Raw genomic sequence first — 13,654 nt, 5'->3', positions numbered from 1 at the left:
CCATCACGAACGAGCCCTGAAAGGTAACGACCATGTCCGACATTCCTCAAACGGCGGAAGCCGCACCCGAACTGCAGGGCGCGACGCTCGAAGGCAACGACCTCGCCTCGCTGCTGAACCGCGAGTTCCGCCCCAAGAGCGACGAGGCGAAGACCGCGGTGCAGACGGCGGTGCAGACGCTCGCGCAGCAGGCGCTCTCGCAGACGCAGATCATTTCCGGCGACGCCATCCGCTCGATTCAGGCGATGATCGCCGAGATCGACAAGAAGCTCACCGAGCAGGTGAACGAAGTGATGCATCATGCGGACTTCCAGAAGCTGGAAGGCTCGTGGCGCGGGCTGTACTACCTCATCAACAATACCGAAACCGACGAGATGCTCAAGATTCGCGTGATGAACATCTCGAAGAAGGACCTCGGCAAGACGCTCAAGCGTTTCAAGGGCGTCGCGTGGGACCAGAGCCCGCTGTTCAAGCAGATCTACGAGCACGAGTACGGTCAGCTCGGCGGCGAGCCGTTCGGCGCGTTCATCGGCGACTATTACTTCAATCAGACGCCGCCCGATGTCGAACTGCTCGGGGAGATGTCGAAGATCGCCGCCGCGGCGCACTCGCCTTTCATCGCCGCAGCCGATCCGAGTCTCCTGCAGATGGATTCGTGGCAGGAACTCGCCAACCCGCGCGATCTCACGAAAATATTCGGTACACCGGAATATGCGAGCTGGCGTTCGCTGCGCACGTCGGAAGATTCACGCTATATCGGCCTCGCGATGCCGCGTTTTCTCGCGCGCGTGCCGTACGGCGCGAAAACCGAGCCCGTCGATGAATTCGACTTCGAGGAAGAAACGGGTTCCGCCGATCACTCCAAGTACACATGGGCCAATTCGGCCTATGCGATGGGCGTGAACATCACGCGTTCATTCAAGCTCTATAGCTGGTGCTCGCGCATTCGCGGTGTGGAGTCGGGCGGCGCGGTCGAAGGGCTGCCCGTGCACAGTTTCCCGACCGACGACGGCGGCGTCGACATGAAGTGCCCGACGGAAATCGCCATCTCGGACCGCCGCGAGGCCGAACTCGCGAAGAATGGCTTCATGCCGCTGATCCATCGCAAGAACTCGGATTTCGCGGCGTTCATCGGCGCACAATCGCTGCAGAAGCCCTTCGAGTACGAAGACCCCGACGCCACCGCGAACGCCGCGCTCGCCGCGCGCCTGCCGTATCTTTTCGCCTGCAACCGCTTCGCGCATTACCTGAAGTGCATCGTGCGCGACAAGGTCGGCAGCTTCAAGGAACGTTCCGACATGGAGATCTGGCTCAACAAGTGGATCACGCAGTACGTGGACGGCGATCCGGCCAATTCCTCCGAGCACACCAAGGCGCAGAAGCCGCTCGCCGCCGCCGAGGTGAAGGTGCAGGAAGTGCCGGGCGCGCCGGGCTACTACACGTCGCAGTTCTTTCTGCGTCCGCACTATCAGCTCGAAGGGCTGACGGTGTCGCTGCGGCTGGTCTCGCGCCTGCCTTCGCAGAAGGAAGCGGCCTGAACGGCTCAGATGTTTCGTATCGCCGATGCCCGCCTCACGCGGGCATCCGCAACACCGTGGTTTCCGACGCATCGCCGACCCACACCGCGCTCGCGGTGAAATTGTCGTGTCTGGGCCGCGCGCTGCCGCGCAGACGCGTCACCATCAGATCGAGCCATGCGGCAGGCGTCTGCGCCTGTCCGATCGCCTCGATCATCATGGATTCGTCGAGATATTCCCAGAAGCCGTCGGTGCAGAGCAGGAACGCGTCGCCATCGGCGATCGGGAACGGCTCTCCGGACGCCGCGATATCGAGATCGTCCGCCGTGCCGAGCGCCGAGAACAGCACGTTGCGGCGCGGATAGCTGCGCACGTCGCGTGCTTCGAGCAGGTTCGCATCGATCATGCTCTGCACGAGACTGTGATCCTGCGTCTGCACGACCGTCGCGCCGCGCCGGAAGCAGTAGAGCCGCGTGTCGCCGCAATGCGCCCACGACGCGAGGCCCGCCGCTTCGTCGATGCCGAGCAGCACGGCCGTCGAGCGCATCTGCGCCAGATCGCCGTCGTGCTCCTGCGCATCGATGATGGCGTCGTTCGCGCGCAGCAGCACGCGCAACAGGTTCGGCCCGGTGAGCGCGACGCCCGCCTGCGCGACGCGCGCGAGTTCGGCGAGCACGGTATCGACCGCGATGCGCGAGGCCGTGTCGCCGCCGCCGTGACCGCCCGCGCCGTCCGCGACCACGCTCGCGAACAGCGCCGCGTGCCGCCATTGCCCGTAAGCGTCCTCGTTGCGCGAGCGTCCGCCCACATCGCTCACGCTTGCGGTTTGAAGTTGCATGTTGGTTCTCCGGCGCGCGTCACGGGCGGCCGCGGCGTTTCAATTCGCTGATCTGCGCTTCGTAGGCGGCGACGAACGCCCGGCCGAACAGCATGTGGAAATCTTCGGTCGCCTCGCTCGACAACTGGCCGTAAAGCTCGGTGAAGAGATCCCAGCAGCGTGCGCGGCGCTTCTTGCCGGACATGAGATCGTCGAACCGCGAGCGCCCGGGCAGACGCGCCTCGATGCGTTGCGGCTCGAAGCGCTCGAACACGCCGTCGAGCGCCGCGCGCATGCCGGCGACCATGCCGACCTGATGCGCGCGCAAATCGGCGCAGGCATCGGCGAGCGCAGCGGCGGGCGGCATGAAGCCGCGCGTGGGCCCGCTGAGCAGATGCGCGAGCGCGGCGTCCACGTTCGGCGAGAACTTGAGCGGATTGTTGTCCGCTGCCGCGATGATCGTCGCCTCCGTGCGCATTTCGCGCTTGAACGCGGCGCGCGCGGCGAGCAGTTCGAGCGTGCCCTGGATCGATTCGCGCAACAACGTGCCGATGAGCTGCATCAGCGCGGGCGTGAGCGCTTCGATCCGCACGCCGGGGGCGTCGAGGCCTTGCAATAAGGCTGCGATGAGGGCGCGCTGATCGCCCTGCACCGCAGGCGCGGGCGAAGGCGCGGCTACCTGCGCTGGCGTGGCGCGCGCGGACGGTGGCGTGAACGCGCTGTGCAACTCCGAGCCGGCGTCGGACAACGTGGCGGGCGGCGCGACCGGCCGCGCCGCGCCGGTCAGACTCGCGAACGGGTCGTCGTCGTGGGCGGTGTTCGGTTGCGTGATGGGATCGATAAGCGGTTCCGTCAGCGGACTCGACGCCCCCGGCGCGAGACCGAAAAGCTCGTCGATGGAACGCTTCGAAGCCGGATCGTCGAACTCGAAGTCGAAGCGCTCATGCGGCGCGCCGGACTCGGGCGCGGCGAGCGGTTCGGCTGCGGCGGGCGCATCGAAGAGGCCCGCGAACGGATCGTCCGGAGTCGCGGCGGCGTTCACGTACGGCGTCTCGAACGACGTCTCCGTGCGATCCTCGTCGCACACTTGCGCGCGCAACTGATAGCCGCCGATCTGCACTTCGTCGCCGTGCGCGAGCGGCACTTCCTGACCGGGGTCGAGCGGCACGCCGTTGACGAGCGCGGGATTGCTGCCGCGATCGGTCAGCCGGTACGCGCCGTCGCGCCACGCGATCTGCGCGTGCATGCGCGAGACGGTGCGCTCGGCGTCGTCGAGCACGAGCCGGTTCGTCACCGCGCGCCCGATGGTGCCGCCCTCGGCGCTGAAGCTCGCCGCGAGGGGCGTGCGCGGCGGCTGGCCGTTGTGACGGGTCACCGTGAGTGTGAGCATGGTTCAGTCGAACGCGTAGACGAAGTCGTTCGCGCTCGCCGACAGCCGGATGCGCCCGAGCGCGCCGCCTTCGGTGAGCCGCGTCAGGTACTCGGTGGAAATGCGCGGCAGCACGGTGTTGGTGAGCAGCGCGTCGATCACGCGTCCGCCCGATTCGGCCTCCGTGCAGCGCGACACGATCAGCCGCACGGCGTCGTCGTCGTAGTCGAACGGAATGCCGTGATTGTCCGACACGCGCCTGCGGATGCGCTCCAGTTGCAGACGCACGATATCGGCCATCATCGCGTCGGAGAGCGGATAGTAGGGCACCGTGACGAGCCGCCCCAGCAGCGCGGCGGGAAACACGTCGAGCAACGGACGGCGCAGCGCGGCGGCGAGCGCGTCCGGCGCGGGCGCGTTCGCGGGGTCGCGGCACATCGACATGATCAGCTCCGAGCCGACATTCGACGTCAGCAGGATGATCGTGTTCTTGAAGTCGATGTAGCGTCCCTCGCCGTCCTCCATCCAGCCCTTGTCGAAAACCTGGAAGAAGATCTCGTGCACGTCGGGATGCGCCTTCTCCACTTCGTCGAGCAGCACGACGCTGTACGGGCGGCGGCGCACGGCTTCGGTGAGGATGCCGCCTTCGCCGTAGCCCACATAGCCGGGCGGCGCGCCCTTGAGCGTCGAGACCGTGTGCGCTTCCTGGAACTCGCTCATGTTGATGGTGATGACGTTCTGCTCGCCGCCGTAGAGCGTTTCGGCGAGCGCGAGCGCGGTTTCCGTCTTGCCGACGCCCGAGGTGCCGGCAAGCAGGAAAACGCCGACCGGCTTGTCGGGATTGTCGAGCCGCGCGCGCGACGTCTGGATGCGCTTCGCGATCATCTCCAGCGCGTGGCGCTGGCCGATCACGCGGCGATCGAGCGCATCGGCGAGATTGAGCACGGCGGCCAGCTCGTTCTTCAGCATCCTGCCGACGGGAATGCCGGTCCAGTCCGCGACCACGCCCGCGACCACACTCGCATCGACGCTCGGCAGAATCAGCGGCGCGTCGCCCTGCAGTTCGACGAGCCGCGCCTTGAGTTCGGCGAGACGCGCGAGGCGTTCATCGCGCGAGGGCGGCGCTTCGCCTTCCGCCGGGGTATCCACGGCCGCGCCGCTTTCGCGCAACGCGGCCCGCAACGCCAGCAATTCGTCGACGACCTGCTTCTCGTCCTTCCAGCGCGCTTCCAGGCCAGCGAGCGTGTCGCGTTCGCGCGCGAGCGCCGCTTCGACATCCGCCGCGCGCGTGCCGACATCGACGCCCACGTTCGACTCGCGCGCGATGATCTGCGCTTCCACGTCGAGCGACTCGATGCGCCGCTGGCAATCGTCGACCTGCGGCGGCGTCGCGTGCTGGCTGACCGCGACGCGCGCGCACGCGGTATCGAGCAGCGACACCGCCTTGTCGGGCAACTGCCGCGCCGGAATGTAGCGATGCGACAGCCGCACGGCCGCCTCGATCGCCTCGTCGAGCAACTGCACGCGATGATGGCCTTCGAGCACCGCCGCCACGCCGCGCAGCATGCGCACCGCTTTGGTTTCATCGGGTTCGTGGACCTGCACGACCTGAAAGCGCCGCGTGAGCGCCGGGTCCTTCTCGATGTGTTTCTTGTACTCCGCCCACGTCGTCGCGCCGATGGTGCGCAGGTCGCCGCGCGCCAGCGCCGGCTTGAGCAGATTGGCCGCGTCGCCGGTGCCCGCCGCGCCGCCCGCGCCGACGATGGTATGCACTTCGTCGATGAACAGGATCACCGGCTTCGGGCTCGCCTGCACGTCCTCGACGACTTGCCGCAGCCGCTGCTCGAATTCGCCCTTCATGCTCGCGCCCGCCTGCAACAGACCGAGATCGAGCGACCAGAGCGCGACTTCGCGTAACGGCGGCGGCACGTCGCCGCGCACGAGACGCTGCGCGAAGCCTTCGACGACGGCGGTCTTGCCCACGCCCGCCTCGCCGGTCAGAAGCGGATTGTTCTGACGCCGGCGCATGAGGATATCGACGAGCTGGCGGATTTCCTCGTCGCGGCCGGTAACGGGATCGAGCGCGCCGCGACGCGCCTTGTCCGTCAGATCGGTGGCGTATTTGTGCAGGGCTTCCTGCTTGCCCATGCTCGCAGGCGCGGTCTCGCCTTCGGGCGCGCTCGCTTGCGTGCGCGGTTCATCGGCGCTTTCCTCGACGGAATCGGCGACGATGCGCGCGAAGTTGTCCGAAAGATCTTCCGGCCTGATGCGCTCGAACTGCCGCGAGATGCCGACGAGCACGCCGCGCAAACGCGGTGTCTTCAGCATGCCGACGAGCAGATGGCCCGTGCGCACTTTGCTCGCGCCATACAGCAGCGTGCCGTAGACCCAGCCGCGCTCGATCGCGTCGGTGATGTGCTCGGAGATGTCGGAGATGGACGTCGCGCCGCGCGGCAGCCGGTCGAGCGCGGCGGTCAGCTCGCGGGCGAGCGCGGCGGCGTCCACGTCGTAGTGCGCGATGATCCGCTGCAGATCGGAGCGCGGCGTCTCCAGCATCTGCATGAGCCAGTGCGCGAGTTCCACGTAGGGATTGCCGCGCATCTTGCAGTACACCGTCGCGCTCTCCACGGTTTTGTAGCCGAGCCTGTCCAGCTTGCCGAACAGCGCCACACGACTGATCTCCGCCATCGTCCGACTCCTTTGAACGCGCGCGCGCCGACCGGAGGCGCGGCTTCATCCGATAAGACGGCGCTCGTGCGGTGTTTTTGCAAAGCGCATCGATTCAGGCGACATGCGCATCGGCGTCGAGCGCGAGATCGGCGCGATCGGTCTTGCGCGCGAGCGTGCCGAGCCACGCCGAATAGCCGAGGCGACCGTAGCGCCCCGGCCGCGCGGTCGGCACTTCCTTGGCGGCGAGCACGAGCTGCGCATCCCATGCAAGCTCGCCGTTCAGATGCCGGCGAACCAGCGCAACGAGCGTCGATAGCGCCGCGCCGCCCGGCAGGAACGATTCGTACTGCGCGAGCGTGAGCGGCCCGAGCACGAGCCGGAATGCGTGCTGACGGTCCCACACGCGCGCACCGAGCACCGCGCCGTGGCCGAGTTGCGCGAAACCCGCCGAACGCGATGAGAAGCGCGCCGCACGCGATCGCAACGCGGTGCGCTCGGCGCGCGGCAGCGTCATCCAGTGCCCGCGATACGGCTCGATGCGCACCGGCACCCGCAACAGCGCGGACGCGATGCCTTCGAGCACGTCGGCCGGACGTGTCTGCATGTTCAGGAGGCCCGCGAAATGCAGCTTCGCGTGATCGGAAACGGCGTCGCGCGCATGCGTCGCCGGATCGGCATGACCGATCAGCGCGCCGGCATAGAACGCGAAACGATCCTGCGCCGGACGGTCCAGACCGTTGACCGGGCGGCCCTGCGCCCACGCGCGATAGAACAGCAGCAGAAAGCGATGCAGCAGCGTGTCGAGCAGCCGCGCGAAGGCCGTGTCGCCATGATGCAGCGCGCGCTCGCGGGCGAAGTCGGTCAGATGCAAGGGCAGCGGCCCGTTCGGTCCGAGAAAGCCGAAGAAGCGCTGCGCGAGACGCGGCGCATGACCGCCGTCGTCGCGTGCCAGCGCGGCGAGCGGCGCGGGCGCGAAGGTGAGCGAAACATCTTGCGCGAGCCGCAACGGTTCGTCGGCGGGCCGCGCGCCCGCGCCGAGACGCGGCAGCTCCGGCGTGAGCGCCTCGATGTGCCGCATCAGCCGATAGAAGTCGTGGCGATGCGGCTCGGCGGCGACGGCGTCGAACAGCTCCAGCAGCGCGCGCGTATGCGCGGGCGCTTCGGCGGGCGCTGGCCGCGCCACGGCTAGAAGATCGCTCGCGTGCCGCATCGCGCGGGCAGGCTCAGGATTTCGCCGCGCGCGCCGGTGCGCAGCACCGTCTGCACGAACGAATTGATCGACACGTAGCGCGCGAAAAAGCGGTCGAGCACGCAGCCGAAGAGCCACGCGCTGCCGCCCTGAAACGCGAGATCGTCGACGGTGACATCGATCGAGAGGCCGCGCCCGAAGGCGATCGGGCCAGGCATCGGCAGGCGGCGCACGACGGGCTTCGCATCGACCGCGACCACGCCCGCGACCTGATTGCGGCCGGTGTGATCGGCGGGCGCGACATGCAGCGCCAGGAGGGCGCGCAACGCCGCCGCCGCTTCGCGCGGACCGTTGCAGAGCGACAGATAGTGCAGCGACAACTGATCGATCAGACGCCAGGTCTGCGCGGCGTCGAGCGGCGCGGGCGCGGGGCGCGACGGTCCGCTCACGCATTTCACGGCCGCGACGGGCGCCGCGATGTCGAGCGAGAAGTCGCTGCCCGGACCGCTTGCCGCCATCATCATCGGCAGGTCGCGGTTGCTGCAAAGCGTTTCGAACGACAGTTGCCGCAGCGAGCCGCGATACGGCGCGGCGCGCGGATCGACGATCGACACATACGTCTCGCTGCCGACGTAATCGGTGCGCGCGCCGCTCTTGCGCCGCGCGGCGGGCACGAGGCGCGGCTCGCGCTCGGTCGTGAAGTACGCGGCCTCGGCGGGGCGGTCGGCGAGATAGTCCGCGTAGAACGGATGGAAGGTCTGCTCGCTGTCGTCGTGCGCGCCGTAGCCGGAGACGCCCGTGACCGAATGCACTTCGAAGTCGAGCGGATGCGTGCGGTCGGGCACCACATGAAAGCGCGCGCTGGAATCGGTGACGAGCGCGCGATCCGCGTGCCTCGGAAAGAGATTGACGGCGGGCACGCAGTCGAGCAGCACGTTCTCCTTCGTGACGATGCGTTCGAGCGTGGCATCGCCCGCATCGAAGAGCAACGTGAGTTCGATGTCGCGCGCGGCGAAGGCGGGCAGCACGTCCGCGAGCCCTTCGATGCGCGCGAAGCGCAGGCGCTGCGGCAGCGCGAAATACTCATGCAGCAGCCGATAACCCTGGAACGCGTTGGGCGTGACGGGCAGCAGCGCTTCGTCGTCGGCGAAGCCCGCGGGCGCGACGGCATCGCCCGGCAGCACGGCGAGCGTTGTGGCCGGACGTTCGGGCGTCGATACTACGATCGCGAGCGTATGGCCGAGCACGAGTTCGTGCAGCCGGAACGCGATGTCGTCCCCGCCGGCGAAGTAGAGGCTCAGCGCATCGAGACGCAGCGCATCGAACGACAGGCCTTCCGGCGTCGCGAGCCGGATGCGCAGCGCGCCCTTCACATGCGGCGCGAGCGCGCGCGTCGCGGGCAGCGTGGCGAGCGGCAGATCGGGCGTCTGCACGTGATAGCGCGCATCGGTCAGCTCGACGGGCCAGAGCGTGAGCGCGGCGCCGGTGCGGAACTCGCACGGCGTCGTCTGCGCGGGCGTGCGCAGCGAAAACAGCGCGGTGTGACGCGGCACGGTGAAGCCATCGGCGAGATTGGGATTGGCGAGATCGGGCGCAAGACGCGCGATCAGCATCGCGGGCGTGGGACACGCGGCCTGCGGCAGCACGACGTGCGTGAGCTGCTGCGTGAAGCGCGGAAACTCTTCTTCGAGCTTCAACTGGACGCGCGCGGCGAGAAACGCCGTGCCTTCGAGCAGCCGTTCGACGTATGGATCGGCGACGTCGATGCCGCTCATGCCGAGCCGCGCCGCGATCTTCGGAAACTGCTGCGCGAACTCCGCGCCCATCTCGCGCAGATGCGCGAGCTCGGTGTTGTAGTGACGCAGCAGGCGCGGGTCCATGAGTGTGCTTTCGTCCTTTGCGCGCGATCAGCGCGGCAGTTCCATCACCGTGATGCCGCCTTCCTCGAGATCGATCTGCGTGCGCAGCGCGAATTCGAGCGGCACCGGCTGCGCCCACAGGAGACCGCGAATGACGAGCGCGATCTGGTTGTGCATGTCGAGCACGGAGCGGTCGAGGACGGGTTCGATCTCCAGCGTCGATGGATCGATGCGCGGCTCGAAACGCTCGATCGCGGTGCGGATCGCCTGTTCGAGCACGACGGGATCGACCGTCGATGCGAAGCGCCCCGACAGGCACGGCAGACCGTAGTTGAGCACCGACGCGAACGCGTGCGCGAACTGGTCCTCGTCGATCTCGCTGCCGAGATTGGTCGTGTTGAAGAGCCACGAGACGTCGCGTAGCACCGCCGCGCGCAGCCCGCGATGCGAGAGGAAGCGCTCGCCGGCGGGATCGGTGCGCGATGCGGGATCGTCGTCGATCAGCCGGTCGAGCAGCGTGGGCTGGAGGCGATCGGCGGCGCTGGGTGCGTTCATCGACATGATGCTCAGCCGATGCGCCGCGTGGACACGTCGAGTGCGAAGGTCACGTCGGCGCCGCGCGCGCCGGTTTCGGTCTGCGGCGCGCAGGTCATCGTGAGTTGCTGGGCCGACAGCTCGAAGATCTCGCACAGGCGGCCGAAACGCGGGCTCGTGAAAATCTGATAGTTGCGCAGATACGCCTGTTCGAGCTTCATCGACAGGAACTCGATCTGCACGCCGTGATCGGTGCCTGCCGACTTGAAGCAGCGGATGTGCGCGAGCGCGAGCAATTCGGCCTGCGCGCACAGTTTGGCGATGACGGGCGAGGCCGAATCCACCGTGCGGATCAGGCCGAGCGAGCTCACGCGCAAGTCGCTCGCGTTGAGCGCGGCGGTGTGCTGTACCGCGTCGTAGCCCTGCGCCCAGCGCCAGCCGTGGATCTGCATCGGCGTGTCCCAGTCGCCGCGCTTGCTCGCTTCGCCCTTCACGGGCGTGTTGCTGCGCTTGGGCACGACCTGCAACAGCATGTCGTTGGATTCGGGCAGCGCGAGCTCGTCGAACTGGCGAAGGGCATCGAGCGAGAGGCAGTCGTGCGGGCGCGGCTCGCGCGTGTCGGAGCTTGGCATCGTCCTGGTCCGGGAAACGGTCATCGAACATAAGACGGCGGCTGCGCTGCGATTTTGAACGCGATCGATATTGAAAATTTTCCGCCGATGTTCGTCCTACCTGCAAGCGCGAATTCGCGCGACGCAAACCGGACCACTACGGAGGACCACATGGCAACGATCGACTGCTATCTGAAGATTGACGGAATCGAAGGTGAATCGAAGCACAAGGGCGCGGAGAATCAGATCGAGGTGCAGTCCTTCGACTGGGACGTGACCAACGCCGGCAGTCCGGCGGTCGGCGGCGGCAGCGGTCAAGGCAAGGCGAAGCCCGGGATGTTCACGTTCGCGCACTTCTACGACAAGGCTTCGCCCACGCTCGCGAAGAGCTGCGTGAGCGGCAAGCACCTCGCGAACGCGAAGCTCACCGTGAGCAAGTCGGGCGAAGGGCAGAAGGAATTCCTCACCGTCACGATGAAACAGGTGACCGTGACGCACGTCGGCATGGGCGGCGGCATGGGCGGCGAGTTGCATGAGAACGTGAGCCTGCTCTATGCGGACATCGAGTTCGAATACAAGCCGCAGGATGACAAGGGCGCGCTGGGCGGCGCCGTCAAGTTCGGCTACGACGCCTTGACGACCGAAGTGCGCTGACCTTCGCAACCGACTCTCAAGACGCGGGTGCGCCGATGTCCACCACCGATGTCGCAACGGCGCAGCCGCTCGCAAGCGTCGAGACGCCGCTCGCCGACGACTTGCGCTTTCTCTCGCTGCGCGCGAGCGCCGAGCTCGGGCGCATGCCGCGCTGTGAACTCACGCTCGTGTCGAAGCGCGCCGATATCGACTTCAGCAAGATACTCGGCAAGCACGTGAAGGTATCGCTGCGCGTGGACGGCGCGAAGCCGCGTGTGTTCGGCGGCTATGTGGTGAGCTTCCGGCAGACCGGCATGCGCGGACGTCTGTACGCCTATGAAGCGGCGGTGCGTCCGTGGCTGTGGCTGCTCACGCGGCGCAGCACCTGCCGCATCTTTCAGAACAAGACGGTCGAGGAGATCGTGAAGGCGGTCTTCGCCGATCCGGTCTACAAGCAGCTCGAACTGGGCGAGATCAAATGGAAGGCCAATTCCCGCGCGCACCGGCCGCGTGAGTACTGCGTGCAGTATCGCGAGTCGGACTTCAATTTCGTGAGCCGGCTGCTCGAAGACGAAGGCATCTACTACTGGTTTCAGGACAAGGACGGCAAGGAATCGCTGATTCTCACCGACACGCTCGCCGCGCACGAAAGCGTCGCGGGCTGCGAATCGCTGCCGTACGGCACGGTGATGAGCGCCGCGCCCGGCATGGAATACGTGAGCGAGTGGCGCGTGAATCACATGATCGAGACGCGCAACTGGGTGCTCACCGATTACGACTTCAAGCATCCGTCGCGGCCCTTGCAGAAGCAGGCCGTCAAGCAGATGCCGGGCTTCGACGCGTTTTCCGGGCTCGAACATTTCGATTATCCCGGCGGCTATGTCGAGGCCGATCACGGCGAGAGCCGGGCGAAGTCGCGCGCGGACGAAGGGCTCGTCGAGGCCAGCGTGACCGACGATCCCGCCATCAACTGGCATCAGGTCGATGCGCGCAGCAACGGCAGGAGCGTGCGCGCGGGCACGCTGCTGAAGCTCACGCGCCATCCGCGCGCCGATCAGAACGCGCAGTACCTCGTCACGCGCACGAGCTACGAGATCGATCTCGCCGACTACGAAGCCTTCGACGGCGCGCAGTCGAACCGCTGCGAGTGCTGGTTCTCCGCGATCGACGCCAAGCAGCACTTCACCCCCGCGCGCGTGACGCGCAGGCCCTTCGTGCAGGGGCCGCAGACGGCGGTGGTCGTCGGGCCCGGCGGCGACGAGATTCATACGGATCAATATGGGCGCGTGAAAGTCCAGTTCTTCTGGGACCGTCAGGGCAAGCGCGACGAGAACAGTTCCTGCTGGATTCGCGTGTCGCAGCCGTGGGCGGGCAAGGGCTTCGGCGCGGTGGCGATACCGCGCATGGGGCAGGAAGTGATCGTCGATTTTCTGGAGGGCGATCCGGACCGGCCGATCATCACGGGGCGCGTCTACAACGCCGAGCAGATGCCGCCGTACGACTTGCCCGGCAACATGACGCAGACCGGCATCAAGAGCCGTTCGAGCAAGGGCGGCAGCGCCGCGAACTGCAACGAGTTGCGCTTCGAGGACAAGAAGGGCGCGGAGCAGGTGTTGCTGCATGCCGAGCGCAATCAGGATATCGAAGTCGAGAAGGATGAGACGCACTGGGTCGGGCACGACCGCAAGAAGAATATCGATCACGACGAGACGACCGTCGTAAAGCACGATCGCACGGAGACGGTCGGGAACAACGAGAAGATCGACGTGACGATGAACCGCACGGAGACCGTGGGCGTCAACGAGAGCATCACGATCGGTGCGAACCGGACCAAGACCGTGAAGGCGAGCGAGACCGCGACGGTGTTGCTGCAACGCACGCATAGCGTGGGCATCAACGAGACGATTACCGTCGGAGCGGCGCAGGAAGTGACGATCGGCGCGTTTCAGGCGGTGACGGTTGGCGCTTATCAGGCGGTGACGGTCGGGGCTTATCACACTGAAACCGTCGGCGCGAGTCAGACGGTGAGTGTCGGATCGAGTCAGAGCGTGACGGTGGGTTCGGATCAGACGGTGAATGTCGGCGGGAAGCAGGCGACGACCGTGGGCGGGGATCAGTCGTTGAGCGTGAGCGGCGGGCAGACGGTGTCGGTCGCCAAGGACGCGAGCGAGTCGATCGACGGCGCGCAGGCGAGCAAGGTGGGGAAGGGGCGCACCACGGAGGTGGGCGAGGACGATGCGCTCAAGGTCGGGAAGAATCTCGTCATCGAGGCGGGAGAGTCGGTGGTCATCAAGACTGGCGATGCGAGTTTCAGCATGAAGAAGGATGGGACGATTCAGATCAAGGGGAAGGATATTACGGTGATTGGAAGCGGGAAGATCAATGTGAAGGCGGATGGGGATATCACGATGAAAGGGTCGAAGATTTTGCAGAATTGAAGGATGGAAGATCCGCG

General features: G+C 66.8%; 10 protein-coding genes. 3 read left to right on the top strand and 7 right to left on the bottom strand.

Annotation, left to right across the window (positions count from 1 at the left end):
* Positions 1 to 32: 32 nt before the first annotated feature.
* Complete coding sequence (gene tssC / locus PQR08_RS01600) at positions 33 to 1,538, top strand: type VI secretion system contractile sheath large subunit (RefSeq protein WP_187603048.1); 1,506 nt, start codon at positions 33 to 35, stop codon at positions 1,536 to 1,538.
* A 34-nt stretch (positions 1,539 to 1,572) separates the two neighbouring features.
* On the opposite strand, the gene PQR08_RS01595 is transcribed toward tssC, so the two are convergent.
* The 7 genes from PQR08_RS01595 to PQR08_RS01565 all read right to left on the bottom strand — a co-directional run bounded on the left by PQR08_RS01595 (position 1,573) and on the right by PQR08_RS01565 (position 10,587).
* On the bottom strand, positions 1,573 to 2,355 hold the full coding sequence (locus PQR08_RS01595; protein ID WP_250486749.1) for a PP2C family protein-serine/threonine phosphatase: 783 nt from the start codon (positions 2,353 to 2,355) through the stop codon (positions 1,573 to 1,575).
* Between the two features lie 19 nt (positions 2,356 to 2,374).
* Positions 2,375 to 3,724, bottom strand: coding sequence for a type VI secretion system-associated FHA domain protein TagH (tagH, locus tag PQR08_RS01590; protein ID WP_250486750.1), 1,350 nt, complete (start codon positions 3,722 to 3,724; stop codon positions 2,375 to 2,377).
* A gap of 3 nt (positions 3,725 to 3,727) precedes the next feature.
* Positions 3,728 to 6,391, bottom strand: coding sequence for a type VI secretion system ATPase TssH (tssH, locus tag PQR08_RS01585; protein ID WP_250486751.1), 2,664 nt, complete (start codon positions 6,389 to 6,391; stop codon positions 3,728 to 3,730).
* A 94-nt stretch (positions 6,392 to 6,485) separates the two neighbouring features.
* Positions 6,486 to 7,556 (bottom strand): type VI secretion system baseplate subunit TssG, encoded by a 1,071-nt coding sequence (gene tssG / locus PQR08_RS01580; protein ID WP_250486752.1) that lies wholly within the window; start codon positions 7,554 to 7,556, stop codon positions 6,486 to 6,488.
* Positions 7,557 to 7,558: 2 nt separating this feature from the next.
* Positions 7,559 to 9,442 carry a type VI secretion system baseplate subunit TssF gene (gene tssF / locus PQR08_RS01575; protein ID WP_250486753.1) on the bottom strand — a complete coding sequence of 628 codons (1,884 nt, stop codon included), beginning with the start codon at positions 9,440 to 9,442 and terminating at the stop codon, positions 7,559 to 7,561.
* 27 nt (positions 9,443 to 9,469) lie between these two features.
* The gene (gene tssE, locus PQR08_RS01570) at positions 9,470 to 9,976 is read right to left on the bottom strand and encodes a type VI secretion system baseplate subunit TssE (RefSeq protein ID WP_238286699.1); all 507 of its coding nucleotides are present in this window, start codon (positions 9,974 to 9,976) and stop codon (positions 9,470 to 9,472) included.
* A gap of 11 nt (positions 9,977 to 9,987) precedes the next feature.
* Positions 9,988 to 10,587: a type VI secretion system tube protein Hcp gene (locus PQR08_RS01565; protein WP_187603055.1), complete on the bottom strand. Its 600-nt coding sequence runs from the start codon at positions 10,585 to 10,587 to the stop codon at positions 9,988 to 9,990.
* Positions 10,588 to 10,737: 150 nt separating this feature from the next.
* On the opposite strand from PQR08_RS01565, the gene PQR08_RS01560 reads away from it, so the two are divergent.
* Both PQR08_RS01560 and PQR08_RS01555 read left to right on the top strand, forming a co-directional pair.
* The gene (locus PQR08_RS01560) at positions 10,738 to 11,220 is read left to right on the top strand and encodes an Hcp family type VI secretion system effector (protein WP_187603056.1); all 483 of its coding nucleotides are present in this window, start codon (positions 10,738 to 10,740) and stop codon (positions 11,218 to 11,220) included.
* Between the two features lie 35 nt (positions 11,221 to 11,255).
* Positions 11,256 to 13,637, top strand: a complete 2,382-nt coding sequence (locus tag PQR08_RS01555) for a type VI secretion system Vgr family protein (protein ID WP_250486754.1) — start codon at positions 11,256 to 11,258, stop codon at positions 13,635 to 13,637.
* Positions 13,638 to 13,654 lie beyond the last annotated feature (17 nt).

Origin of the sequence: Caballeronia jiangsuensis (assembly GCF_046030135.1) — a bacterium.
GTDB lineage: Bacteria > Pseudomonadota > Gammaproteobacteria > Burkholderiales > Burkholderiaceae > Caballeronia > Caballeronia jiangsuensis.
This window is presented reverse-complemented; position numbering and strand designations above follow the sequence as displayed.